22 protein-coding genes are annotated in these 24,297 nt (G+C 58.8%); 13 read left to right on the top strand and 9 right to left on the bottom strand.

Translation table 11 applies throughout. The features are described from left to right. Window positions 1–84 precede the first annotated feature (84 nt). From GLP52_RS18395 to GLP52_RS18385, 3 genes are all read right to left on the bottom strand, one after another. Complete coding sequence (locus GLP52_RS18395; protein ID WP_093733969.1) at window positions 85–456, bottom strand: response regulator; 372 nt, start codon at window positions 454–456, stop codon at window positions 85–87. Further along, a complete protein-coding gene (locus GLP52_RS18390; protein ID WP_237273142.1) occupies window positions 453–1,556 on the bottom strand; it encodes an HWE histidine kinase domain-containing protein in 1,104 nt (367 codons plus the stop codon). Before GLP52_RS18390 ends, GLP52_RS18395 begins: the two co-directional genes overlap by 4 nt. Before the next feature lie 86 nt (window positions 1,557–1,642). Beyond that, window positions 1,643–2,527: a LysR family transcriptional regulator gene (locus tag GLP52_RS18385; protein ID WP_237273141.1), complete on the bottom strand. Its 885-nt coding sequence runs from the start codon at window positions 2,525–2,527 to the stop codon at window positions 1,643–1,645. Window positions 2,528–2,660: 133 nt separating this feature from the next. On the opposite strand from GLP52_RS18385, the gene GLP52_RS18380 reads away from it, so the two are divergent. The 7 genes from GLP52_RS18380 to GLP52_RS18350 all read left to right on the top strand — a co-directional run bounded on the left by GLP52_RS18380 (window position 2,661) and on the right by GLP52_RS18350 (window position 11,365). Beyond that, a complete protein-coding gene (locus GLP52_RS18380) occupies window positions 2,661–3,608 on the top strand; it encodes a Bug family tripartite tricarboxylate transporter substrate binding protein (protein WP_237273140.1) in 948 nt (315 codons plus the stop codon). A gap of 14 nt (window positions 3,609–3,622) precedes the next feature. Then, window positions 3,623–4,114 carry a tripartite tricarboxylate transporter TctB family protein gene (locus GLP52_RS18375; protein WP_237273139.1) on the top strand — a complete coding sequence of 164 codons (492 nt, stop codon included), beginning with the start codon at window positions 3,623–3,625 and terminating at the stop codon, window positions 4,112–4,114. Next, window positions 4,115–5,632 (top strand): tripartite tricarboxylate transporter permease, encoded by a 1,518-nt coding sequence (locus tag GLP52_RS18370; RefSeq protein ID WP_237273138.1) that lies wholly within the window; start codon window positions 4,115–4,117, stop codon window positions 5,630–5,632. Further along, the gene (locus GLP52_RS18365) at window positions 5,616–7,205 is read left to right on the top strand and encodes a gamma-glutamyltransferase family protein (RefSeq protein WP_237273940.1); all 1,590 of its coding nucleotides are present in this window, start codon (window positions 5,616–5,618) and stop codon (window positions 7,203–7,205) included. The genes GLP52_RS18370 and GLP52_RS18365 overlap by 17 nt, the downstream gene beginning before the upstream one ends. Window positions 7,206–7,308: 103 nt before the next feature. Continuing rightward, a complete protein-coding gene (locus GLP52_RS18360) occupies window positions 7,309–8,286 on the top strand; it encodes a bile acid:sodium symporter family protein (RefSeq protein ID WP_093733976.1) in 978 nt (325 codons plus the stop codon). A 205-nt stretch (window positions 8,287–8,491) separates the two neighbouring features. After that, window positions 8,492–9,760 carry an SEL1-like repeat protein gene (locus GLP52_RS18355; protein ID WP_237273184.1) on the top strand — a complete coding sequence of 423 codons (1,269 nt, stop codon included), beginning with the start codon at window positions 8,492–8,494 and terminating at the stop codon, window positions 9,758–9,760. Between the two features lie 219 nt (window positions 9,761–9,979). Continuing rightward, window positions 9,980–11,365, top strand: coding sequence for a cytochrome P450 (locus GLP52_RS18350; RefSeq protein WP_237273183.1), 1,386 nt, complete (start codon window positions 9,980–9,982; stop codon window positions 11,363–11,365). Here GLP52_RS18350 and GLP52_RS18345 read toward each other — a convergent pair. After that, window positions 11,347–12,714: a sensor histidine kinase gene (locus GLP52_RS18345; protein ID WP_237273939.1), complete on the bottom strand. Its 1,368-nt coding sequence runs from the start codon at window positions 12,712–12,714 to the stop codon at window positions 11,347–11,349. The genes GLP52_RS18350 and GLP52_RS18345 overlap by 19 nt on opposite strands. Window positions 12,715–12,911: 197 nt before the next feature. On the opposite strand from GLP52_RS18345, the gene GLP52_RS18340 reads away from it, so the two are divergent. Then, window positions 12,912–13,634: an acyl-homoserine-lactone synthase gene (locus tag GLP52_RS18340; RefSeq protein ID WP_237273181.1), complete on the top strand. Its 723-nt coding sequence runs from the start codon at window positions 12,912–12,914 to the stop codon at window positions 13,632–13,634. On the opposite strand, the gene GLP52_RS18335 is transcribed toward GLP52_RS18340, so the two are convergent. Continuing rightward, on the bottom strand, window positions 13,601–14,188 hold the full coding sequence (locus GLP52_RS18335; RefSeq protein WP_237273180.1) for a TetR/AcrR family transcriptional regulator: 588 nt from the start codon (window positions 14,186–14,188) through the stop codon (window positions 13,601–13,603). The two genes, GLP52_RS18340 and GLP52_RS18335, sit on opposite strands and share 34 nt — an antisense overlap. Before the next feature lie 144 nt (window positions 14,189–14,332). Between GLP52_RS18335 and GLP52_RS18330 the strand changes: the two genes are divergently transcribed. Next, entirely contained in the window at window positions 14,333–15,409 is a 1,077-nt protein-coding gene (locus GLP52_RS18330; RefSeq protein WP_237273179.1) for an efflux RND transporter periplasmic adaptor subunit, read from the top strand. 3 nt (window positions 15,410–15,412) lie between these two features. Further along, complete coding sequence (locus GLP52_RS18325) at window positions 15,413–18,472, top strand: efflux RND transporter permease subunit (RefSeq protein ID WP_237273178.1); 3,060 nt, start codon at window positions 15,413–15,415, stop codon at window positions 18,470–18,472. Window positions 18,473–18,481: 9 nt separating this feature from the next. On the opposite strand, the gene GLP52_RS18320 is transcribed toward GLP52_RS18325, so the two are convergent. After that, window positions 18,482–19,138 carry a TetR/AcrR family transcriptional regulator gene (locus GLP52_RS18320; RefSeq protein ID WP_237273177.1) on the bottom strand — a complete coding sequence of 219 codons (657 nt, stop codon included), beginning with the start codon at window positions 19,136–19,138 and terminating at the stop codon, window positions 18,482–18,484. Window positions 19,139–19,474: 336 nt separating this feature from the next. Between GLP52_RS18320 and GLP52_RS18315 the strand changes: the two genes are divergently transcribed. The 3 genes from GLP52_RS18315 to GLP52_RS18305 all read left to right on the top strand — a co-directional run bounded on the left by GLP52_RS18315 (window position 19,475) and on the right by GLP52_RS18305 (window position 22,577). Beyond that, complete coding sequence (locus tag GLP52_RS18315) at window positions 19,475–20,626, top strand: C4-dicarboxylate TRAP transporter substrate-binding protein (protein ID WP_093733985.1); 1,152 nt, start codon at window positions 19,475–19,477, stop codon at window positions 20,624–20,626. Window positions 20,627–20,721: 95 nt separating this feature from the next. Further along, window positions 20,722–21,267, top strand: a complete 546-nt coding sequence (locus GLP52_RS18310; RefSeq protein WP_093733986.1) for a TRAP transporter small permease — start codon at window positions 20,722–20,724, stop codon at window positions 21,265–21,267. Next, a complete protein-coding gene (locus GLP52_RS18305; protein ID WP_093733987.1) occupies window positions 21,267–22,577 on the top strand; it encodes a TRAP transporter large permease in 1,311 nt (436 codons plus the stop codon). Before GLP52_RS18310 ends, GLP52_RS18305 begins: the two co-directional genes overlap by 1 nt. Window positions 22,578–22,642: 65 nt before the next feature. Here GLP52_RS18305 and GLP52_RS18300 read toward each other — a convergent pair whose 3' ends face one another. The 3 genes from GLP52_RS18300 to nthA are packed head-to-tail and all read right to left on the bottom strand — an operon-like array spanning window position 22,643 to window position 24,245. Then, entirely contained in the window at window positions 22,643–22,969 is a 327-nt protein-coding gene (locus GLP52_RS18300) for a nitrile hydratase accessory protein (protein ID WP_237273176.1), read from the bottom strand. Beyond that, window positions 22,966–23,628, bottom strand: coding sequence for a nitrile hydratase subunit beta (nthB, locus tag GLP52_RS18295; protein ID WP_237273175.1), 663 nt, complete (start codon window positions 23,626–23,628; stop codon window positions 22,966–22,968). The genes GLP52_RS18300 and nthB overlap by 4 nt, the downstream gene beginning before the upstream one ends. Then, on the bottom strand, window positions 23,625–24,245 hold the full coding sequence (gene nthA / locus GLP52_RS18290; protein ID WP_093733990.1) for a nitrile hydratase subunit alpha: 621 nt from the start codon (window positions 24,243–24,245) through the stop codon (window positions 23,625–23,627). The genes nthB and nthA overlap by 4 nt, the downstream gene beginning before the upstream one ends. Window positions 24,246–24,297: the final 52 nt, after the last annotated feature.

Below are 24,297 nucleotides of genomic sequence, written 5' to 3'. Positions count from 1 at the left end.
GTTTGGCCGATGTCACGGCCCTTGATGGGTCCACCCCTGCGCCGCAGTGTCGCGGCGCGCGGGATTCTGCTTATACTTCGCGTTTTAGGTTTCCAACGTGGGATAGAGGCGCCGCAGGGTCTCAACCAGTTTTTCACTGCTGACCGGCTTTTTAACGACGCGGTCTTCTGGCCCGAGAAAGCTGATCTGATCCGCATCATAGGCTGTGATGAACACGAACGGGATGCCACGTTCGCGCAGGATATCGGCCACGGGCTTGGAGGTCTTATTCGGACCGAGGTTCACATCCAGAAACGCGATGTCGATATCGCCCTTACGGGCTTTCTCTTTTGCATCTTCAAGATGGATACTGGGCCCAACAACGTTAAAGCCGATGTCTTCCAAAAGGTCGGTCATCTCGAAGGCGACAACGACCTCATCTTCGACGATGAAAATATTTTGAGGTGTATCTGTCATTGTGGTGCCTGTTCTTCCATCTGTTGCAGCATCGTTAAATGCCATTCGTATCCGCCTGGACCAAAGATCGTTTCGATCTTGCCGCCAGTTTCAGCCTCAAGGGCCCGTCCGGTGATAAAACTGCCAAATCCGGTTTCGCTCGGTTTCTCGGCCGCGGGGCCGCCGCTTTCTACCCAGTGAAGCTCAAGGGTGGAACCCTCAGGGGTATCATGCTGTTCCCAAGTTAGTTTCACTATTCCGTCAGGAACCGACAACGCACCGTATTTTACGGCGTTCGTCGCCAGCTCGTAAAATGCCATCGACAACGACAAGGCCTGACGCGAAGGCAGCTCTGTCGCAGGGCCCGAGGTCTTAATGCGCCCACTGCCAATGGGTTCCAATACATCGTTGGCCACCTCTTCGATACCGGCGCGGTCCCACGTGGTGCCGACCAGTTTCGAATGCGCCGTGGCATAGGCGTTCAGACGTTGATCGATCGTTTCGCGAATATTGCGGTGAATACTCATCTTGCGCAGGGATTGGCTGACAATAGACTTCACCACACTAAAGGCGTTCTTCACGCGGTGGTTAAGCTCTGCAATGAGGATGTTCTGTGCCTCGCGCAATCGGCGCTCTTCGTCGATGTCGATCAGGGCGACGGTGGCCCCAATGCGTTCGCCATCACCGTTCAACACCGGCTCGCCGATAATCCGCAACCAAAACCGTGTGCCATCGCCCCGCTGGTAGTGAACGTCGATTTCAGCGTGATCCTGGTTGCCCTCGATGACGCGCGCCAATGGATATTCGTGGCTTTCAACACGCCGCCCATCGGCATGATACGAGATCCATTCACCATAGGACGTGACATCATCGGAAAGAATGACTTTGTGGCCGACCATTTTCTCGACATGGCTGTTGCCATAGACGATCTGGCCATCCGCATCCGCCATAACGACCCCGACGGGGACCGTTTCCATCACAGCTTCAAGGAAGTTCAACCGGTTCAATGCGTGTTGCGCCTTCTTCTTTTTACGCGCGTCCGTGTTAGAATTGTTTGCCGCCAGCTCATCATGCAGATGCAAAAGCTCTGTCGCCATCTTATCGGGGGACTGTGTCGGCATCGTAATTCCTAGATTTTCAAAATGCTGCGTGGTTGGAAATAGCCTGTCGGGGGCTAATGTCTAGGGCAGCCTAGGTGTTTTGCCCCCTAGTCATGGACATCGCCCGACAAGCCCTGCTGAATCAGTGCCGCCACAAGTGCTGCCAGCACCTCTGCCCGCCGCGAAGCGACCCGTTGCACCAGCCCCAGACGACGATGGATAGGCGGTGCCCCAAAGGGAAACCAATCAAGCGAGGCTGACTCCGCGTCATGCAGCGCGATCTGCGGGATAATCGCGAACCCCAGCCCTGCCCGCACGCAGCCCACCACGGCAGGCATTGTGTTGACCGACACGATCTGGCGCGGCGCAGCCCCAAGGCGGGCGATCTCTGTATCTATCTGACGCGCCAGCGGCACCTGCGTACGATACCGGATATAGGGCATATCGCGGATCAGATCATCAATGCTCACCGTCCCTGTCCCCGGCGGCGTCAGCACGATCAGCGGCTCGGTCAGCACGGGTGTCCACCGCAAGCTGCTGGGGACGGCAACGTGATCGGCCACAACGGCAGCATCCAGCTGGCCCGACACAACTTCGCTCATTAACTCCTCAGAGACGCCAACGCGCAGGCGAAAGTTAAGATGCGGAAAGCTGGCGCTCAGAGTTGCAAGGGCTTGTGGCACCAGCGAATTCGCCCCCGTGCGCAACGACCCAAGCGCCACGGTGCCGCGCATTTGCTCGCCTGCGACGGACGCTTTGGTGTCCGACACGATCTGCAGGATCGACTGGGCGGCGCGCACCATCTCGGCACCTTTGGTGGTCAAGGCGGGCGGGCGTCGCGTGCGGTCAAACAGTTGCGTACCGATCTCGGCCTCAAGTGCAGCGATCTGCTGGCTCACGGCAGAGGCGGTCAAATTCACCGCCTGCGCCGCTGCTGCAAAGCCGCCGCGCTGGCTAATGGCCAATAAAGTCTCGAGCTGACGTGTATCCATCCCTTAAGGTAAGCAATGCTAAACATAATGGCAAGAATTACGCGCTTTGTCTGGGTTGTTCTTGTGTTATTCACGAAACTGACACCAAACCCGCGGCGGAAAAACCGCTGCTTCTCTCACAGGGAGTCCTCCTATGACGTTTCGTTCGGGCCTAGCCGCCCTTTTCACCGCTGCGAGCCTGCTTGCAGTTCCCGCCACTGCCGAAACCTACCCTGAACGGGCTGTAGAATTCATCGTACCATGGTCGCCCGGTGGTGGGTCTGACACGCTGATGCGCCTTGTGGCCAACAACGTGCAGCCGTTCCTTGGCGCTGAAATGCCCGTCATCAACATGCCCGGCGTTGGCGGCACCGTTGGTCTGCGCGAGGCGTCGCGCCGCGCAGCGGACGGCTATACCATCAGCCAGGTCCACGAAGGTCTGTTGGTCGCTACCGAAACCGGCATCACCGATCTGGCATGGGACGACTTTGACCCGATCGCGCTGATGACGGCATCGCCCCAGTATCTGGTGGCGGGCAAATCCGACCACTACAGCAATTTCGAAGAATTCGTGACCTATGCCAAGGCGCATCCCGGCGAAATCTCCATGGGGGTGACACTGGCGGGCGTACCGCACCTGCACGCTGCGATGATCGAACAGGCGTTCGGGCTTGAGTTTAAATACGTCGGCTATGAAGGCACCGGAGAGCGCGTGCGCGCGCTGGTTGGCGGCAACCTTGACGTAGCCATCGGCGACATCAGCTCCTCCAAGCAATTCGTCGACAATGGCGATCTGACATTCCTTGCTGTCGGTGCGACCGAACGTGTGGCCGCCGCCGCAGATGTGCCGACCTTCAAAGAGCTGGGTCAGGACCTCGAACTGAACGTGACCCGCGGCATCGTCATGCCCAAAGGTGCCCCACAAGAGGTACGCGACACACTGGAAGCCGCGCTGAAAGAAATGGCACAAGACCCAACCTATATCGAGCAGACCAACAATGCGGGTGCAGATGTCGGGTTCCGCGGTCAAGAGGACTACCGTGCCTATCTGACCAAACTGGACGAGACAGTGAAATCGCTGTCGTCGGTTCTGGCCCCATGAACGGGCACGACCCCATGAAGTCACAGGAGGCGGGCTTGGTTGCCCGCCTTCTGAGCTATGTCTTCTTGCTGTTGGCTTCGGTCGGGCTGTTCATCTCGGCCAGCGGCATTGCCACCTCGCGCTTTGAAAAACTCGGCGCCGGTGCCTTCCCCAAGATTATCTTTGCCACCATGGCCATCGTTTCAGCCATCGCGATCATCGACGCGCTGCGCCAGATCCCCCGCCGCGCTTACGGTGATTTCGCGGCGCAGGCCGTGGCATGGGCCAAACGCTGCTATCTGGTGTTTGTCTGCCTTGGCGCGCTCACAGCCTATCTGCTGACCATTCCTTTGCTGGGGTTTTCCATCGCCAGCCTGATCTTCCTTTTCGTGCTTCAAGTGATCCTGATGCCACGCACGCCCAAGTCAATCGCCCTCGCCGCTGTGGTGGCTGTGGTGTTTTCCTTCGGGCTGAACTGGCTTTTTGCCGAAGTGTTCACCGTCTTCCTGCCGCGCGGAGTGCTTTGAATGACTGATTTCATGACAGGGGCCGCGCAGATTTTCACGCTGGCCACGCTCGCCTATATGCTGGCGGGGTCCGTCGCGGGCATCGTCGCCGCCGCGATCCCCGGTTTCACCGTGACCATGGCGATTGTGCTGACCTTGCCGCTGACCTTCACGATGGAGCCGTTGCAAGGCATCGCGGTGATGTTGTCGGTCTATGTGGGTGGCTACACCGGCGGGCTGATCTCGGCGGCATTGCTGGGCATCCCCGGCACACCATCGTCGGTCGCCACGACCTTTGACGCTTTCCCCATGGCCCGCAACGGTGAACCAGGGCGCGCGCTTTCCATCGGGGTGTGGGCGTCGTTCTTTGGCACCGTGATCTCGACCATCGTGCTGATCTTTGCTGCACCGCCGCTCGCGCTATTTGCTGTGCGCCTTGGCCCGTGGGAGTATTTCTCGCTTATCGTGTTTGCCCTGACCATCGTGGCCAGCCTCGTGGGCACATCCGCAATGCGCGGCATCTTGGCGGGGCTGATCGGGCTCGCAATCTCTACCGTGGGGACAGACCCGATCATGGGCCGCCCGCGCTTTGATTTTGGCATAGAGATGTTGCAGGCCGGCCTGCCGTTTCTGGTGGTGCTCATCGGCATCTTTGCCATCTCGCAGCTTGTGTCAGAGGTAGAGAATGCCGACAGCGTCCGGTCAGGCAATGCGCTGGTCACAGGGGCTATCGACTTTCAGACATGGACGGTGATGAAAGAAGTGTTGATGCGTCCGGTCAACCTGCTGCGATCGTCAATCATTGGGGTGCTGATCGGTGCCCTGCCCGGCGCGGGGGGGTCCATCGCCAACCTCGTCGCCTATGACCAAGCCAAACGCGGATCGAAGAACAGCGAGAAATTCGGCACTGGTGAACCTGACGGCATCGTCGCCTCCGAAGCGGGCAACTCCGCCACTGCCGGCGGCGGGCTGATCCCGCTTATTGGTCTGGGCATCCCCGGTTCTGCTGTTGACGCGATCCTTATGGCGTCTTTGATGGTGCACGGCATTTCCGTCGGTCCCCGTCTGATTCTGGATCACGGCGACCTTGTCTATGGCATGTTCATCGCGATGGTTGTGGCGTCTTTCATGATGCTGATCGTGTCGATCTTTTCCATGCGCCTGTTCCTGCGGGTGACCGAGGTCCCCAAATGGCTGATCGTGCCCGTGGTGATGACCTGCTGTGTCGTGGGGACCTTTGCGCTGAACAACCGCGTGACCGACCTTTACCTGCTGATCTTTATCGGCATTACCGGCTATACGCTGCGCGCCCTTGGCTATGCGCTGGCACCCTTGGTGCTGGGGGTCATTCTGGGCCCGATCGCCGAAACCAATCTGCGGCGCGCGCTGATGACGGATGAAGACCCGACACTGTTCTTCACCCGCCCCATCAGCCTGATTTTCTTGATTGCGGCTTTCGTGTCCATTGTCTGGGCCATCCGCAGTCACCTTAAAAACCGTACATCTACAGAAAGGCCATCCCATGCGCCTACGTCATGATCCCGTCTACCCTTCGCGCCGCTCGCCCATCCTGGCCGAGAATGTCGTCGCCACCTCGCAACCGCTGGCGACCCAAGCCGGTCTGTCCATCCTGCAACAAGGCGGCAACGCTGTGGATGCGGCCATCGCCACGGCGGCTGTGCTAACAATCGTCGAACCTACGGGCTGCGGCCTTGGCTCTGACGCTTTCTGCATCCTGTGGGACGGCAAGCAACTGCACGGGCTCAATGCCTCTGGCCGCGCGCCGGCGGCTTGGACGCCCGAGTATTTCAAGGATGGCATTCCCGAACATGGCTGGGACGCCGTGACCGTTCCGGGTGCTGTCAGCGCGTGGGTCGAACTGTCCGAGAAATTCGGCAGCCTCGGCCTGTCCACCGTGCTCGCCCCCGCGATCCGCTATGCCGAAGACGGGTTCATCGTGTCGCCTGTCGTGGGCACAGCATGGGCCAAAGGGGCCGCAGTGCTAAAGGACCAACCCGGCTTTGCCGAGACCTTTATGCCCGATGGCCGTGCGCCCAAACCCGGCGAACGCTTTCGCAACCCCGGCGCCGCGCGCACCCTACGGGCGATCGCAGAAACCAAAGGCCGCGCGTTCTATGAGGGCGAGATCGCGCAAGAGATCGCTGCTTTTGCAAAGGCCAATGGCGGGGCGATGACGGTTGACGATCTTGCCGCGCATTACAACGACTGGTGCGGCACCATCAGCCAAAGCTTTGACGACGTCGAACTGCACGAGATCCCGCCAAACGGTCAGGGCATCGCCGCGCTGATGGCGCTTGGCATATTGCAACATACAGACATTCGCGACCACGGCCCCGACGATCTGGCCGCTGTGCATTTGCAAATCGAAGCGGTCAAGCTCGCCTATGCCGATCTGCACGCCTATGTCGCCGACCGCGATCACATGACAGATGTGGACGAGAGCGCATTGCTTGACCCCGCTTACCTCGAATCCCGCGCGGCGCTGATTGATGCGAACCATGCACAAAACTTTGGCACCGGCGCCCCTAAGCAAGGCGGGACCGTTTTGCTCAACGTGGGCGATGCGTCGGGCATGATGGTCAGCTTTATCCAGTCGAACTATGCGGGCTTCGGCTCTGGTGTGGTTGTGCCGGGCACGGGCGTATCGATGCAGAACCGGGGCTTTGGCTTCACAACGCAAGAAGGCCATCAAAATCAGGTCGCGCCGGGCAAACGCCCCTTCCACACGATTATTCCGGGCTTTGCGATGAAGAACGGCGCACCGCTGATGGCCTTTGGCATGATGGGCGGCCCAATTCAGGCGCAAGGGCATATGCAACTATTGCTGCGCACGCAGCTGTGGGATCAAGACCCCCAGACCGCCGCCGACGCCCCTCGCTGGCGCGCGATCAAGGGGCTGGCAGTGGCCTGCGAGCCGTCGATGTCTGCCGATTTGCTGGACGGGCTCAAGGCGCTTGGCCATGCGATCCAGATCGAGGCACCTGATAATGCATTCGGCTTTGGCGGCGCTCAACTGGTGCAGCGCACTGACAACGGTGGCTATGCCGCTGGCTCTGATCCGCGCAAGGATGGGCAGGCCGCAGGGTTCTAAGCACGCTTAAAAGCAGAACGAGCGGAGGAAGCTTTTCTTCCGCTCGCTCTTTACGGGCGGGCAGCGCCCCTATACCGATTTCTGCGACAAGGCGGGTTTTCTCATGAATTATATCAAACGTATCGGTATCGATGCCTATATGCTTTTGCTGCTGGCCACTGTGATCGCGGGCATAGTGCTGCCTGCCACTGGCCTTGCCGCCGAAGGGCTGCGCGGGGTGACGTTCTGGGCGGTCTCGCTGCTGTTCTTTTTGTACGGGGCCAAGCTTGATCCCAGTGCGGTGAAGGCGGGCATCACAAACTGGCGGCTTCAAGGCATGACCTTTGGCGCGACCTATATTTTGTTTCCGTTGATCGGACTGGTCCTTGCCACGCTGTTCAGCCCGATACTGGGCGCGACTGTGACCATGGGGCTGCTGTTTCTGTCGGTTCTGCCGTCTACCGTGCAATCATCCATCGCCTTTACCTCTATCGCAGGGGGCAATGTGCCGGCGGCGATTTGCGCGGCCTCAGTCTCTAACATCATCGGGGTTATTCTGACGCCGGTGTTGGTGACCCTTCTGCTACAACAAGGCGACGGCGGCGTCAGCCTTGATGCAATCGGCAAGATCGGCGTGCAGATTTTGCTGCCCTTTGTCGTCGGCCAGCTTATGCGTCCGCTGGTTGGCGGGTTTGTGCAACGCCACAAGCTGCTGACCATGATAGTCGACCGTGGGTCGATCATGTTGATCATCTATTCGGCCTTCAGCGCAGGCACGGTGTCTGGGCTTTGGTCCGCCATTCCCTTGACGACCCTTGTGCTGCTGTTTGCTGTGGTCTGGTTGTTTCTGGCCGTGGGTATGTGGTCGATGATCGCGCTTGGCAAAGCGACGGGGATGCCGGATCCTGACCGCGCGGTGCTGTTCTACTGCGGATCGACCAAAAGCCTTGCCAGCGGCCTGCCCATTGCAACGGCGCTGTTTGCGCCCGATCTGGTCGGGGCCATTGTTTTGCCGCTGATGATCTACCACATCTCGCAGCTTCTGGTCTGTGCCTTTGTCTCGCAGCGGGCGTCCCGCCGCGCCGGTGCCGCGCCGAGCTAAGTTACCCATGGGTATCTTTTCCGCCAGTTCCCCGCCCCCGCGCGGGCGGGTCTTTGCCGGTTTGCCATGAGCCGCCTAAGCCATAGCAGGAACACGCAAATTTCCGCCGAGGTTTGACGGGTCGGCGGCGTGCATCGTCAGGTGATTAGCGTTACGCCAACGCGAAAAGGCAGCATGCTGCCCGCCCGACAAGAAGGACCCTCCCATGGCAGGTAAAACCAAAAGAAGCTGGATTGGTCGCACCATTCTGGCCGCGATCATGCCCATGGTCGCACAGGCGCAAACCGTACAGGACGGCTTGGCCGCGTTCGAACAGGGCAATTATGCCCACGCGCTAGAGCTTTTGCTGCCGCTTGCCGAAAAGGGGGATGCTGAGGCGCAGTGTCAGATGGGCCGGCTGTACTATCGGGGGGGCGACGGAATCCCGCAAAATTTCAGCAAATCGGTCGAATGGGCTGAAAAATCCGCCGAGCAGAATAATCCCTGCGGTCTGAATTCATTGGGGGTCTCCTACCGCTTTGGTCACAGCGTCGATGCCGATGCCAATACCGCCTTTGACTATTTCACCCGCGCCGCGGCGCAGGGCTTCGACAAGGCGCAATTCAGTCTGGGCAATATGCACGAGTTGGGCGAAGGCACGGTGCAAAGTGATGCAGAGGCCCGCGCCTGGTACCGAAAAGCGGCAGACCAGGGATATGCCATGGGCCAGTACCGCTTGGCGGTCCTGCTGCTAGAAGGTCGTGGCGGTGCCGCGGCGCCCAAAGAAGCGCAGCAGCTATTGCGCGCCGCGGCAGCACAGGAACTGGCAGAGGCGCAGTATTCCTTAGGGTGGTTGTCCCATCACGGCATCGGAGTGAAACAGGACTATGGCGAGGCGCTTGAATGGTATCGCCTCGCGGCAGAGCAGGGATACGCTGCAGCCCAGATCAATCTGGGTAACCTCTATGCTGACGGGCTTGGCACCTCGCAGGATGATGAAAAAGCCGTTGGCTGGTACTACGAGGCCGCGCGAAACGGAGTGCCTGCAGCGCAAGTGAACATGGGCAAGCATTACGCCTTGGGACGCGGTGTACAGCAGGATTTTGACGAGGCAATGGTCTGGTACCAGCAGGCCGCGGAATACGGCGAACCCGTCGCCTATCTGAATGTCGGTTTGCTGTACGAGAACGGACAGGGGCGCCCCGCCGATCCGGCAGAGGCCGCCCGCTGGTACCACGCCGCCGCCGAACGCAGAGAGCCAAGATCGCTCGCAAAGCTCGCGCATTTCTATGCCGATGGCATAAGCGTCAAGCGAGACCCTGTAGCGGCTTGGGCCCTACAACATACTGCGATGGCCTATGCCGCAGATGGAGAGCTCGATGCGCCCGAAGAACGCCTGATGCAAATGGGCCAACAACTGGCACCCCAGCAAAAGGGCGAGGCAAAAGCACTGGCACAAAGCTGGCAAAACGGCGAAGAGCTGGTCTTGCCCTAGGTCAAATCGCCGCGTGGCACATGGATGTTTGCCAGTTGGGTGGACTGCTGTTCTGGCTATTTTGCACGCGCAAATACCAAGGAGAAGCACATTCCGCCCGCGCGCCGTGAAGGCTGACGTTCCGCCCGCGCGGGTAACTTTAGGTAGTATGTGGTATTGTTTCCCTGCTAGAAACAGCGATGTGGCAGCCGCCACCGTTGCGCCGGCAAGGAGACGACAATGAGTTCACCCAATATGCCCGCACAGGATAGTATGCCACTTGTGCAACCGATCCCGGTTCAAGCGGATTTGGCCACCGCCGATGTCGGTTTGATCGACTTCGCCAAAAAGGCCGGCAAAAACATCTTTTCTGTGATCCCCGACGCGACGCGAAAGCAAAGCTATCTGAAGGGTCCCGCCAGAATCCATTATGTCTGCGACCCCGAAATGGTAACCGAACTGCTGGCCGGAGCCGGGCGCCGGTTTCCCAAGGCTGCGTTTACCCATAATGTGATCGGCCCGGTGGTCGGCAACGGTATGATCCTGTCGGAGGGCGAGAAGTGGCGCAGCCAGCGTCATCGGTATGCGCCCCTTTTTGCGGCGCGCAACCTGCCTGTACTGACCCGCCACTTTGCCCAGACCGGCGACGAGCTGGCGGCGTTTTTTGCGCGGGCGCAGGGCGAGGTCGATGTGTCGGATGCCGCGCAAGAGGCGACGCTGACCAATATCTCGCGCGTGATGTTTTCGGGCAACGAGGCAGTGTCGAAAGAGGATGTCCGCCTCGGGATGCGACGGTTTACCGATTACATCAGCTATATGTCGCTGTTTGATCTGATGGGACTGCCAAAATGGATGCCGCGCTTGAAATGGCTGCGCAGCAAGAAAGCGATCCGTGATCTACGACAGCTGACCCATGACGTGATCACCAACCGCCGCGCCGCGCGCCATGCCGAGGCGGTCGATTTTCTTGATCTGTTGATCGAGGCGCTCGAGACTGACAAGGAAGACATTGAAACCACCGTCGATAACCTGCTGACCTTCGTCGCGGCGGGCTATGAAACCTCGGCCAATACGGTTGCTTGGGGGCTGTATCTGCTGGCGATGCATCCGCAGGTGCAAGCGGATCTGCGCGCCGAGGTGATAGAGGCGTGCGGTGCGGGCCCGATCGGGTTTGCTGACCTGCCCAAGATGCCGAAACTACACGCTCATGTGCGCGAAACCCTGCGGATGTATCCCGCCGGTGCCCTATTCGCCCGCGATGCGTCAGAGGAGGTTACGATAAAGGATGTGACCTTTAGGAAAGGCGATGTGATCATGTTTCCGGTCTATGCGCTGCACCGGAATGAACTGCTGTGGGAGAATGCGGCGCTGTATCAGCACGACCGGTTTTTGAACCGCAAATACCCGCGTGGCCAGTATATTCCCTTTGGCGACGGGCCACGTATCTGTATCGGTGCGCAATACGCCGAGACCGAGATTATGGTGCTGCTTGCCTCGGCCCTGCGAGGGGCGTCGTTCGAACTGACGGAACACCCTGTCGCACCGCCGAACCTAACCTTTACCATGCGCCCCGACGGGCCGCTGATGCTGCGCGCCGTGCCAGTGGGTCAGGCCGCGTCGGAATAGCTTTGGGGCTTGGTGCCATCGGCCGCATCCGCCGCCTTGAGCGACACGTTGAAGGTCGTGCCGTAGCCAAGTTTGCTTGTGTAGGCGATGCTGCCGCTGTGGGCATCGACGATACGCTTTGATATCGACAGCCCCAAACCGGTGCCTTGGAACTTGCGCTGATCGCTGGAGTCAAGCTGGCCGAACTCTTCGAAAATAACGCTTTCGCTGCCTTCGGGAATCCCGATGCCCTGATCGGCAACCGAGATGACCAGATTTTCGCCGTCCCGCCCTAGCCCGACAGAAATGGTTCCGCCCGCCTGAGAGAATTTGGCAGCGTTGGACAGAAGGTTCACGACGACTTGATCCAGTCGCTTCCGGTCCCCACGGACGATGGGGTTTTCGGTTGTCACATCGATTTTGACAGCCACACCAAAACGGCTGGCATAGGGTTGGAACGAATGAGCCGCTGTGTTCACCACTTCTGCCAAATCCACATTGCCAAGATCGAGCGAGAATTTCCCCACATCGGCTGATTGCAACAGCAGCAAATCCCCGACCAGTTCGCCCAGACGATGCGCGTTGCGTGTGGCGATATCGAGAAGCCGCGACATTTTGTCCGGCACCTCCCCCGCAGAACCCGCATTAATCAGATCAAGCGCCCCTCGGATCGACGTTAGAGGCGTGCGTAATTCATGGCTGACTGTTGACAGGAAACGGGTCTTGGCTTCGCTTGCTGCAAGGGCATTCTTGGCTTCTATCTGAAGCGCCAGACGGTTCTTCATCAGCGCGGAATACCCCTTGATGAAGGTCCGCGCGAGTTCGAGCACGAAGCCTAAGACAAAGAGCGCAGTAAAGAGGTTCAACCAAATCTCAGAGTCCAGTGAGGGTCGGGCAATCACCACATCGCGGATCGGGATGTAAAGGATCGCCCCGATGTAAATCGCCAGGCGAAACCCCAGCACGTAGAGAAACTGATGGTTGTTCATCGCCGCAAATATAGAGGCGGAAATCAACAGGAAAAGCGGCAGAAAATGGCTATTTCCCACGCCCTGCTGGATCGCAATCGCGATGCAGAACAACGATATGGTCGTCGCGCTAAGCGCCGTGGTCATATAGATATGGAACAGTGACTTGCGGATCTTGAGCGTCTTGGAACGGGTGTTGCGCAGGATAGAACGCAGCACAAGAATATCATATACTTCACAGATGCCGATGGCGGCGAAAAAGAACAGCGCCACATAGAGATCGTAATAATACCCTGCCAGTCCGATCGCGACGGTGTAGATGATCGCGCGCTGCGCAAAGGCACGGCTGCCGACAAGCGCATAGTCCCGCAGCCGGCTTAACACCGGGCGGGTCTGGGGCAAGTTAACATTGTCGATTGCTTGCATGTTGCGCTTTCTCCGTCTGCTTGGCGCACTGTAAGGTGCCAAACGAATCTATTTCTATATCACCATGATACACCTCAACTATTAGTGGAAAATTTGTTGCGATTAAGGCAGAACCGTGACTGTATGCATTTAGTTAACTTTTTCGTGATTTCAGTGGGCTCGGGGCAATATCAATGGGAATCCAGAACGCATATTCACATCGAAACGCAGAGACGCTTGAGCCTTTGGTGCAACCCGCTCTCACGTCGCGACCTGTCGAAGATAGCGTGCCTTCCTACGCGACACGCCTAGAGGAAACTGTGGTGCATATTGGCAACCAGTACCGCTATGGCCAGCTGTATTCAGATTTTCTGAAAGCCCGTAAATCGGTATTCATTGACCAAAAAGAATGGGATCTGCCCCATACCGAAGGGATGGAATTCGACCAGTACGACACACCACAAAGCCGGTCTGTCGTCATTCATGAATACGGGCGCGTGCTGGCGGGTGTCCGGTTGTTGCCGACCACGGCGCAGTGCGGGTGCTACACCTATATGCTCAAGGATGCGCAGCGCGGGATGTTGCAGGATATTCCTGAATATGTGCTTTACGAAGAGGCCCCCGTGATGCCCCATGTCTGGGAAGCAACGCGCCTGTTTTTGTCAAAGAACGAGCCCGCGCACCGGCGGCTGGCGATCCAGACCAAGCTGATCAAGGCCATGGCCCGTGCGGCCACCCAACAAGGCGCGACCCATGTGATCGGAATTGTCCCCGCGGTGTTCCAGCGCTGGATGAACCGTCTGGGCATGAGCGCCCTGCCCATGGGGCCCAAGCTGAACATCAGCGGCGACAATACGCAGGCCGCGATCATGCATGTGGCCAATTACGCCAGCGCGGGCCCATCTGACGCACGGTAGGCGATCAAGATAGTGTCGACCCCGCGTGCGACGTGCTGGTCGATGTCTTTGTACGGACGGGTGGTCAGCCCCAGTTGCGCGCGGACCGTCCCAAAGCCTTTCAACAGCGAAATAAGATCCTCGGCCACATCCGCCGGATCAAAATCGCCCCGCAGTTCGCCGGTCTCTTGCCCCTGCGCCAGCAGGCCGGAGACAGCCGTGCAGACTGCCTCGAAGGCGGCAGTATAGAAAATTCGCCCTACCTGCGGATAGTCCCGCGCAACTTCGTGAATCAGACAGGTAAATTTAACCGAATCCTGCTCACTCAGGAAACTCAGGAACTTACGTCCGAACGATGTCAGCGCAGTACGCAGATCGGGATGACTGGAAATATCGCCCAACACCTCGGCGCGGAACACGTCTGCCTCCGCCTCAAGCACATGCTGCAAAATATCCGACATATTGTCGAAATAGCGATAGATCGTCGCCTTGGACACGGATGCTTCACGCGCCAGAAGGTCCGTCGTGACCTTGTCAAAGCCGTTGACAAAGAACAGGGCGCGGGCCGTCGACAATATCCGTGACTTTGATGCATTTTCATTCATCCCCCTGAACTAGGGCGTGTATCGGCGAAATAAAAGTGCTGAAGGGCATCTAAGAGGGGTTGAACTGTGCGTCACTGAGCGTAAGTACCGCTCAGTACTCAAAAGGCCATTAAAATGAAGCAGCTAATTTCCGTTCTATTATGCGCGACCCTTGCGACGCCGCTTATTGCCCAAAGCGCTGACGACCTTACACCCTCGGGCATACAGGCCCCCATTCGGTCGGTCAAACTGATAGAAGCAGGCGGGGCCGCAGCGCAGGTAAAGCGGGTCTTCTTTGGGCAGATCGCTGCGCGAGAGACGGTCGATCTGTCTTTCGAAGTCGGTGGCCGTATGGTGATGTTCGACGCACAAGAGGGGCAGTTTTTGCAAGAAGGCGCGCAGATCGCAGCGCTGGATGCCGCGCCGTTTGAGCGCGCCGTCCAGCGCGCCGAAGTGCAACTGACCCAGGCGGAACGGGATTTTGAGCGGTCGCAAACCTTGGCCAAAAGCAATGCAGTCTCCACCGCGCAGGCGCAGGATACGCAAACCGCCCGTGATCTGGCGCGGCTCGCTTTGACCGAAGCCCGCGAGGCGTTGGACCACGCGACGCTGATTGCCCCTTTCCGTGCATTGGTTGCGTCGCGGCTGACGCCCAATTACGCCAACATCGCCCCCGGTCAGGCCATCGTGCGCCTGCATGATATGTCGGAAGTGCGGGTGGAAATCGATGTCCCCGAACAGATGTTCCAGATGTATTCAAACGCCGCCGGCATCGAATTCACCGGCACGTCGCCGGTGTTCTCCGGCGGTGTCCCTCTTGAACTACGCGAGTTCAACGCCGAAACCCAAAGCATCGGGCAAAGCTACCGCGTGACACTGGCGCTGCCTGCCGACCGCGTCACCCCCAAGCTGATCCCCGGGGCCTCAATGAGCGTGACCGCGCGCGTCGCTGCGGGCGACGATACGGCAACCACCCTCCCCCCTTCTGCCGTGATGATGGCGGAGGATCAGGCGCGTGTCATGGTCTATACCCCCGATAAAAGCGGCAAGCAGGGGCAGGTAGCTTGGGTCCCGGTCGAAGTCTCGTCCAGCACGGGAACAGATATCGTCGCCACGGGACTTGAGCCGGGCACATTGGTCGTAGGTGCTGGCACACAGCTGCTGCGCGAGGGCGACACCGTGCGCCCCTTCAACGGGTTGAGCATCGAGTAAACTATGAAAATCGCACGTTTCTCCATTGAAAATCCGCTTTATACGTGGATTTTCATTCTCTTTGCATTGTTCGGTGGTGTGTTTGGCTACCTTTCGGTTGGCAAGCTTGAAGACCCGACATTCACCCTCAAATCGGCCATCGTGGCGACGGCTTATCCTGGTGCGAGTGCCGCCGAAGTGGCGACCGAGATATCCGAGGTGTTAGAAGCCGAAATCCAGCAGATGGACGAAGTGAAGACGGTCACCTCGCGCAACACCCATGGCCTGTCGGTGATCGAAGTCGAGATGCAGGATGAATATGATGGGACCGAGCTGCCACAGGTTTGGGACGATCTGCGCGACCGCGTGTCCGATGCGGGTGCGTCGCTTCCCTCTGGTGCCCGTCCGTCGCAGGTGAACGACGATTTCGGCGATGTTTTTGGTATCCTTTATGCCGTCTCCGCCCCCGGTTTTTCTGATTCAGAGATATGGGAGATCGCGACTTTCATCCGCCGCGACTTGCTGACCGTGGATGGGGTGGCAAACGTCGATATTGACGGGCTGCCGCAAGAGGCGATTTTTGTCGAACCGTCGTCGCAAGAGCTGTCACAGCTCGGGATTGATCCCAGTGTGATCATCGGCGCAATCAACGAATCTACCGCGATTAACCCCACGGGTTTTGTCGAAACCGGTGATACCAATCTGCGCATCGACGGGCCGTCGGGCGAGGATAGCGTCAACGATATCAGTGCGCTGACCTTCGGCTTTCAGGGCGAGGTGTTGAATCTGCTGGATGTGGCCACCGTCACGCGCGGCCGTGTGGACGCGCCAGATCACATCCTACGGCAGGACGGCCAAGAGGTGTTCACCCTTGGCGTTTCGGGTCTGCTGTCAGAAAATATCGTCGAGGTCGGCAAACGCGTCGAAGCGCAGCTAAAAACGTTGCAAGCCTTTCTGCCCGTCGGGGTAGAGATCACACCGATCTATGAACAGCACCGCGTGGTGGACGAGGCAAACAACAGCTTCCTGCTGTCTCTTGCCATGTCCGTCGCCGTGGTGATCGGGGTGCTTGCGCTTTTTATGGGGGTGCGTGCGTCTGTCGTTGTGGGCGCGTCGCTGTTGCTGACGGTGCTGGCAACGTTCTTTTTCATGTATCTTTTCGGGGTCAAGGTAGAACGGATCAGCCTTGGTGCTTTGATTATTGCCATGGGGATGCTGGTGGATAATGCCATCGTGGTCGCCGAAGGCATGCAACAAGAAATGCGCAAGGGGCGGCCTTCGGTCGCTGCAGCAGATACTGCCGCGCAGAACACCCAGATTCCGCTTTTGGGCGCGACCGTGATCGGGATCATGGCGTTTGCCGGGATCGGGCTATCGCCAGACGCGACGGGTGAATTCATGTTCTCCTTGTTTGCGGTGATCGGCATTTCGTTGCTGCTGTCGTGGATCGTGGCGGTGACCGTCACACCGCTGTTGGGGCACTATATGCTGAAGATCGGCGGGCTGGCGGATGATGACAGCGGCTATAATGGTCCGATTTTCCGCGCCTATGGCAATCTTGTGCGGCAGGTTTTGCGGTTCCGCTGGCTTGTGTTTGCCGGTCTGATCGGCACCACGGTGGCCTGCGTCATGATCTTTGGGCAGGTCAAACAGCAGTTCTTCCCCGCATCGAACACGCCGCTGTTTTACTTTGAATACAAGGCCGAACAGGGCAGCTCTATCCAGTCAACCTCCCGCGATCTTGCGGTGATCGAAGATTGGCTGCTGGCCCGCGAAGATGTGGACACCGTGACTACCACCATCGGTGCCGGTCTGACGCGCTATGTCCTGACCTATACGCCGGGGGACAGCGACCCCTCGATCGGGCAGCTGGTGGTTCGCGCCACCTCGGCCGAGGCAATCCCCGCCCTACGCGCCGAGCTTGACCAGTTCGCGATCAATGCGCTGCCTTGGGCAGAGGTGCAGACCAAGCGGATCATCTTTGGCCCCGGTGGGGGTTCAGACATCGAGGCGCGATTCTCGGGGCCCGATTCCGCCGTGCTGCGCGATCTAGCGGATCAGGCCGAAAATATCCTGCGCGACGCGACGCCATTGCTGCATACCGAGCACGTGGACTGGCGCGAAAAAGTGCTGGTCACCCGCCCCGTCTATGCCGAAGACCGTGCGCAGGCTGTCGGTATCGGCCGCAGCGATGTGGCGGATGCGATTGCGCTGTCGACCAACGGGATCACTGCCGGCACCTACCGCGAAAGGGACCGTCTGATCGACATCATCGTCCGCGTGCCGCGGTCAGAATCCGCCAGCAACGGCCAGCTGCCCGACCAAATCGTCTATTCCGCTGCAATCGGGGACTATCTGCCGCTCAGTCAGGTGATCGACGGGTTCAAGGTCACGTCAGAGAACGCGGTGATCGAGCGCCGCAATCGCGTGCAAACCATCACGGTGCAGGCCAACGTCATCGAAGGTGTCACCCCGCCAACGGTTTTCCCACAAATCCGCCCATTGATCGAAGAGATCGACCTGCCGGTCGGCTATACCCTTGAATGGGGCGGCGAATTTGAAAACGCAGGCGATGCCCAAGCGTCTCTTGGCAAGCAGATGCCGCTGAGTTTCGGGACCATGTTGCTGATCACCATTCTGCTGTTCGGCAAGCTGCGCCAGACCGCCGTGATCTGGACCATCGTGCCCATGGCGATCAACGGGGCCGCGTTGGGTCTGCTGTTCTCGGGGCTGGCGTTCAGCTTTACCGCGCTGCTGGGTCTGCTGTCGCTGTCCGGCATGTTGATCAAGAACGCGATCGTTCTGGTCGAAGAGATTGACGTGCAAAAAGAAAACGGGCTGAACCAGCATGATGCCATCGTCACGGCAAGCGTCAGCCGGCTGCGTCCTGTGGTTCTGGCAGCGGTCACGACGATTCTGGGGATGGTGCCGCTGCTGGCGGATTCGTTCTTTGCCGCAATGGCGGTGACGATCATGGGCGGCTTGGGCTTTGCCTCTGTGCTGACGCTGATCGGTGTGCCGGCGCTGTATCACACCTATCTTGCAAAAGAACGGCGGGCGGATGCCGCGGCCAAACCGGTCTAGAGGGTCAAATTATGCCGTGGGGCCATGCACCACGGCATAGGCCAACGCGCGGGCGAGCGCGTCGCGTTCTGCCTCTGACTGATCGGGGCGAATGCGGTACCAGTCGACCAAACCGTTCAACGCCCCCATCAGGGCGCGGCTGGCAATTTCAATGCTCGGCACGGCCAGCTCTCCCTCTGCGACACCCGCGCGCAGCACCTCGCGGTACAAATTCTCGTAATCGTTGCGCAGGGTAATAAGTTCGCGCAGAACGCCGCGCTCTGCCTCGGTGGTAGAGCCACGCAAATAGACCTCTACGCCCAGACGGATGCTGCGTTGATAGGGCAAGGTGTCCATCATGACGCGGGCGTGGGCGTGAGCCATCTGCTCTAGCTTCTTCACATTCGATTTCTTCATCGAAACGAGCGGGGTGACCGCTTCAAAGCAATATTGCATCGCCTGTCGGTACACGGCAAAAAAGATCGCATTCTTGGACCGGAAATGGTGGTACACGCGCCCCTTTGTCGCCCCAAGCTCATCTGCGATGTCATCCATCGTCGCCTTGTCGAGCCCCTTGAGCATAAAGCATTGCGCGGCAGCTTCGATGATTTCGCGGCGGCTGTCGTGCTTGTGCGAAGCCGAATCCGAGGCCTCGGCGATTGTGGTCACGTCGATGTGTTCGCCCATATACTTTAGACCTCTGGCAGGGGAAAGACGGCTATAATCGGGGTTTTCTGCCCGCCTGACGTGAATACTGAGCCGAAAATATCCATTCTGACAAGCCGTTGCGTGGTCTGACGCCACGGATTTATCTGTTGCTACACTTACATCACCGACAGCTATTGACACCTGCGTGCCCTGTCACGACAGTAACATACTACTCAGAATGTTGCTCGGATAAAACCTAGGGGCGGCAGGGCAGATCGCGGGAATGGTCGGTCTGCAGGGTACCGAAAATCAAGGGCTCGGCCACACGCATTGCGGGGCTATGAGAGCTGAAAAATTATGTTTGGGAGGACATACATGACTTATAAATCATCCGTCGCAGTCACCGCATTGGTCGCTGCTGTTGCCATCAGTGGCCAAGCAAGCGCGAAAGAGCGTTTGAACTTTGCCTACGGCTATCCGAACAACTCTGCCATTGGCCTCGCGGTTGACGCATATGCCGAAGCAGTAGCTGAACGCTCCGACGGCGAAATCGACGTAACCGGCTTTGCGATGTCTCTGCTCAGCTTGCCTGAAACATCGCCGGGTGTACGCGACGGTCTGGCCGATGTGGGCTTTGTACTGCCGCCCTATTATCCTGCGGAATATTCCACCAACCTTTTCCTGCACGAAATGAACCTGCTGGTGAACCTCGTGGAAAACCCCACCGGCAAAGAGCCTTTGGCGTTTACCGGTGCTATGGTCGAATACACCTTCACCAAATGCCCCGAGTGTCTGGACGAATATAAAGCGCAAAACCAAGTTTATACCGGCGGCGGCGTGACGCCCTTGTACAACCTGCTGTGTAAAGACGTCAAAGTAACGTCGGTCGAGGATCTGAACGGTCTGCGTCTGCGTGCCGGTGGTGCGGGTTTCGTACGTTTCGCCGAAGCTTTCGGTGCTCAGGGTGTGCGTCTGCCCGTCTCCGAAGCATATGAAGCGCTGGATCAGGGCATCATCGATTGTGCCATGCTGTCCGCACCTGAACTGACGAACTATAACCTGCACGAAGTCGTCACCGACATCACACTTGCCGTTCCCGGTGGGGTCTTTGCGGGTGTTTCCTCGGCGAACGTGAACGCGGATCGTTGGAAAGCCATGGATGACACAGCCCGCGAGACGATGCTGTGGGGCGGAAGCCACATGACCGCAGACACCACATGGAACTTCTATACGGATGACAGCGCCGCCATTGAACATTCGCGCAATGCAGGCATCAACATCCACAAGCCCGACGCCGAACTGCTTGCTGCGGTAAAGCAATTCTCGCGCGATGACCTCAAGACCGTGTCGGCCCTGTTCAAAGACACCTACGAAGTCTCACGTGCAGACGAGATCGCGTCGGACTTTGAGCCGCTACTGGCCAAATGGAACGATCTGGTGAAAGACGTCGAAAGCTCGGACGATCTGCAAACGCTGATCTGGGATCAAGTGATCTCCAAAGTGGACCCTGCGACTTACGCTCAGTAAGCCGCAGTAGACCTCGGTCTGCTGATCACAACGGGGGTGCCGTGCACCTTGCGCATGGCACCCCCAACGTCCCCTTCTTGCAAACGGATACTCCGATGAAACTTATCGCGTCAGTGATCTCTGCGGTGATCACATTGACCGCTTCGCTGGCTGGTATCATTGTTCTGATGCTGGTCACCCATGTCACAGTTGACGTGGTCATGCGCTTTGCGTTCGATACGCCGTTGAACTCTACCATCCTTTACGTCTCGGCCTTTTATATGGTCGCGATCGCCTTTCTACCGCTTGCCGCTGTCGAGCAAAACGACGGGCATATCGCGGTTGAACTGCTGGTCGAAAAATTCCCAACCAAAGTGCAAAGCTTTCTCGCGGGGCTTGCCCTGCTGTTGACCTGCATCGTGACCGCCACCGTCGCGATCCGCACCGGAGACGAAGCTTTGGCGAAGTTTATCGGCGGGTCCTATTCGATCGAAGCAGGCGGCAAGGTGACCACATGGCCGACCTATCTGGCGCTGCCTCTGGGCTTCGGCCTGATGTCGATCGTCGCCGCGTGGAAATTCATTTGTCACCTGACGGGCCGCCCGCACGGGTTGAACGCTTTAAAAGTTGAAGACCCCTATCTAGCCGGCGGAGACGCATAATGACTGAACTACAAATCGCAGGCATATTTATCGCGATCCTGCTGGCGATGATCTTGATGCGTATCCCGATTGGCATTTCGCTGATCGCGGTGTCCTTTGGCGGGCTCTGGTCCATGTTCAACTGGAACATCGCTTGGGGCAGCCTTGGGATCGTGCCCTATAGCTTTGCCAACTCCTGGGTGCTCAGCTCAATCCCCGCATTCCTGTTTATGGGGTTCATCTGCTACCATACGCGGCTGACCCAAGGGCTATTTAACGCCGCACAGATATGGCTTTCGGGTCTGCCGGGTGGTCTTGCCATTGCGTCGGTATTTGGTTGCGCGGGCTTTGCTGCTGTGACCGGTTCGTCGGTCGCCTGTTCCGCCGCGATGGGTAAAATCGCCGTGCCAGAGATGGTGCGCCACCGGTACAGCCCTGAACTCGCAACGGGAACTGTCGCTGCTGCGGGCACCATCGGTGCGCTTATCCCGCCCTCGATCCTGATGATCTTGTATGGCATTATCTCGCGCCAGTCGGTCAGTGCACTGTTTCTTGGTGGTCTCGTCGTCGGTGTGATCACGCTTATCGCATATATCCTGCTGATCATCGTGCGGGTTAAACTGAACCCTCAACTGGCCCCTCCGGTGCAGATCAGCGCGACACGGGCCGAAAAGATCAGAGCCCTAGGTCAGACCTGGCCAGTGCTGCTGATCGTGATCGGCGTCTTTGCGGGTCTATTTGGCGGGGCATTCACCCCCACCGAAGCGGGCGCTATCGGCGCGATGCTGTCGACCATCGTCGCGCTGCTATACCGAACGCTGACCTTCAAAGCCCTGCGCATGGCGATCACGGAAACGCTGACCACCACTGCCGCCCTGCTGATCATCGCCGTTGGTGCCAGCCTGCTGACACGCTTTCTGGCGCTGTCGGGTATCGGTGATGCGCTGTCGGATGCGATCCTTGGCTTTGGCGCTGCGCCGCTGCTGATTATGATCGGCATCGTCTGCGTCTACCTCGCGCTCGGCATGATGCTGGAACCGGTTGGCGCGATGCTGCTGACCCTGCCCATCGTTTTGCCTATCGTCGAAGAGACCGGCTATAGCCTGCTGTGGTTCGGTGTGGTTCTGGTCAAACTGCTCGAGATCGGGATGATCACGCCGCCCATGGGGATGAACGTCTTCGTGATCAAAGGCGTCGTCGGCAATACCGCATCGCTGTCCACGATCTTTAAGGGCGTTTTCTGGTTCGTCATCGTCGATCTGCTGATCGTTGCAGCGCTGATTGCGATGCCTGATATCGTGATGTTCCTGCCAGACTGGGTAGGCCGCTAAGTCAAACATCCCGGCGCGGGGTTTCCTGCGCCGGGATGTGTTAAAAAGCGAGGACGACCAAGACGCTAAAGTGCAATGGCCTGCCCATGGGGTGTCCGCGCCGCTGCTTCGTGCCAAGCGTCCTTACAGGCCACCAGCTCTGATGCCGACGCCAACTGCTTTTGCGCGACGATCTTTTCCAATGCGCACAGCCAATGCTGATAATAATCCCGCTCGACGCCTGAATGAACCTCTGCCGTCAGCGCTTTTGCCCATTCGGCCCATGTGAAGGCACCGGATTGATGCAAAGTGACAGCCATCGCAAAGGCCTGTGCTTGCCACGGTTCCTCAAAGACCGGCTCGTTTCCAGCCAGTGCAATGTCTGGCAAAAACGAAAGATCGGGCAAGGTCATAATACGGTCCTCAGATAAGGTTCCCACAGATCCAGTGTGACGCTGTCCCCCTCGCGCCCCTGGGCACCCCAAAGCGTGCGCGCCGAGAACGCCACTTGATACAGCCACTGCGGATCTTCGCCCTGCCCTTGCGCATTGCTGTCGGGAAAGACGTGAAACCCGTGCACCTTGGTGATGGTGCCCACCTTGTCACGGGCATAGCGCGCCATGCGGGTGTGGGTCGTGGGATGATCGTTGATCGTTCTGACCTGATCGCCCACGGCAAAAGCGGGCTCTCCCTGTTCGGGACGATCTGCAGGCCCGCCAGCAGACAGCATCGCGTCCACATCTTCAGCCGCAAGCCTGCGCTTGATCGAGGTTGCAGCGATCAGCGGTACGCCTTGGGCGATCTCAGCCTCGGTGAGCATCTCCTTTTCCACCATCAACCGCTTGGCCGCTTTCAGCCAGATCGCATAATAAGGCGTGCGGGTATAATCGCCCGGATGCATATCCTCACGCGCGGATCGCGCAGCATCGATATTCCACTGCCCGCAGGCCCCAAGTGCGACGACCATGCCCAAAGCGCGGGCCTCCCACGGGGCGTGGAACAGCGGCTCATCGGCCTCGGGTGCGACGGGGCCAAACCCCATCATCCCGCCAAGGTCCGCCCCGCCGTTCATGACGCCACCTGCGGCGCGCGTGCCAGTCCCGTGCCGATCATCGCATTGCGGGTCACCAGTTCAGCCAGTTGGTCCATCGTCAAACCCTCCGTCCCCTCAGGCCGCTGCGGGATCACCAGATAGCGTATTTCAGCTGTTGAATCGTGCACCTCCACCCGCGTCGTCGGGGCGAGGGTCAGGCCGAACTCGGCTAATACGCCGCGCGGGTCGATCACTGCCCGCGACCGGAAGGGGGGAGATTTATACCACGTCGGCGGCAGGCCCAAAACCGACCACGGATAGCAAGAGCACAGCGTGCACACGACCAGATGATGCACATCGTCAGCGTTGAACACTGCCTCGATGTGTTCCCCTTGACGGGAATGATAGCCAAGCGAATGGATCGCCGCAGAGGCATCGCGCCGCAGCCACGCCTCGAACTCGGGCTCAACCCAGGATTTCGCCACCACATGCGCCCCGTTGCGCGGCCCGATCTTGGTCTCGTAGGTCTGGATAATCCGGTCAACAGCGGCGCTGTCGATATACCCTTTGGCGCTCAACAGACTTTCGAGCGCTCTTACCCGCGCCTCCGTCTCTGTCAGATGCGAATGGTCGTGGTCGTGATCATGGGATGTCATTTGGCCGGCCCCCTTTACCCGCGTGCGTCGCCTTCACGTTACGAGCGAACGC

Source organism: Sulfitobacter sp. M22 (assembly GCF_021736025.1).
GTDB classification, from domain to species: Bacteria; Pseudomonadota; Alphaproteobacteria; order Rhodobacterales; family Rhodobacteraceae; genus Sulfitobacter; species Sulfitobacter litoralis.
Note: the sequence above shows the minus strand (reverse complement) of the source record. Positions and strands in the feature narration are given on the sequence as shown.

Bases quoted from the DNA above. Each gene is read 5' to 3' on its own strand.
- GLP52_RS18395 (WP_093733969.1), bottom strand. From the start codon at position 456: ATGACAGATACACCTCAAAATATTTTCATCGTCGAAGATGAGGTCGTT.
- GLP52_RS18390 (WP_237273142.1), bottom strand. From the start codon at position 1,556: ATGCCGACACAGTCCCCCGATAAGATGGCGACAGAGCTTTTGCATCTG.
- GLP52_RS18385 (WP_237273141.1), bottom strand. From the start codon at position 2,527: ATGGATACACGTCAGCTCGAGACTTTATTGGCCATTAGCCAGCGCGGC.
- GLP52_RS18380 (WP_237273140.1), top strand. From the start codon at position 2,661: ATGACGTTTCGTTCGGGCCTAGCCGCCCTTTTCACCGCTGCGAGCCTG.
- GLP52_RS18375 (WP_237273139.1), top strand. From the start codon at position 3,623: ATGAAGTCACAGGAGGCGGGCTTGGTTGCCCGCCTTCTGAGCTATGTC.
- GLP52_RS18370 (WP_237273138.1), top strand. From the start codon at position 4,115: ATGACTGATTTCATGACAGGGGCCGCGCAGATTTTCACGCTGGCCACG.
- GLP52_RS18365 (WP_237273940.1), top strand. From the start codon at position 5,616: ATGCGCCTACGTCATGATCCCGTCTACCCTTCGCGCCGCTCGCCCATC.
- GLP52_RS18360 (WP_093733976.1), top strand. From the start codon at position 7,309: ATGAATTATATCAAACGTATCGGTATCGATGCCTATATGCTTTTGCTG.
- GLP52_RS18355 (WP_237273184.1), top strand. From the start codon at position 8,492: ATGGCAGGTAAAACCAAAAGAAGCTGGATTGGTCGCACCATTCTGGCC.
- GLP52_RS18350 (WP_237273183.1), top strand. From the start codon at position 9,980: ATGAGTTCACCCAATATGCCCGCACAGGATAGTATGCCACTTGTGCAA.
- GLP52_RS18340 (WP_237273181.1), top strand. From the start codon at position 12,912: ATGGGAATCCAGAACGCATATTCACATCGAAACGCAGAGACGCTTGAG.
- GLP52_RS18330 (WP_237273179.1), top strand. From the start codon at position 14,333: ATGAAGCAGCTAATTTCCGTTCTATTATGCGCGACCCTTGCGACGCCG.
- GLP52_RS18325 (WP_237273178.1), top strand. From the start codon at position 15,413: ATGAAAATCGCACGTTTCTCCATTGAAAATCCGCTTTATACGTGGATT.
- GLP52_RS18320 (WP_237273177.1), bottom strand. From the start codon at position 19,138: ATGGGCGAACACATCGACGTGACCACAATCGCCGAGGCCTCGGATTCG.
- GLP52_RS18315 (WP_093733985.1), top strand. From the start codon at position 19,475: ATGACTTATAAATCATCCGTCGCAGTCACCGCATTGGTCGCTGCTGTT.
- GLP52_RS18310 (WP_093733986.1), top strand. From the start codon at position 20,722: ATGAAACTTATCGCGTCAGTGATCTCTGCGGTGATCACATTGACCGCT.
- GLP52_RS18305 (WP_093733987.1), top strand. From the start codon at position 21,267: ATGACTGAACTACAAATCGCAGGCATATTTATCGCGATCCTGCTGGCG.
- GLP52_RS18300 (WP_237273176.1), bottom strand. From the start codon at position 22,969: ATGACCTTGCCCGATCTTTCGTTTTTGCCAGACATTGCACTGGCTGGA.
- nthB (WP_237273175.1), bottom strand. From the start codon at position 23,628: ATGAACGGCGGGGCGGACCTTGGCGGGATGATGGGGTTTGGCCCCGTC.
- nthA (WP_093733990.1), bottom strand. From the start codon at position 24,245: ATGACATCCCATGATCACGACCACGACCATTCGCATCTGACAGAGACG.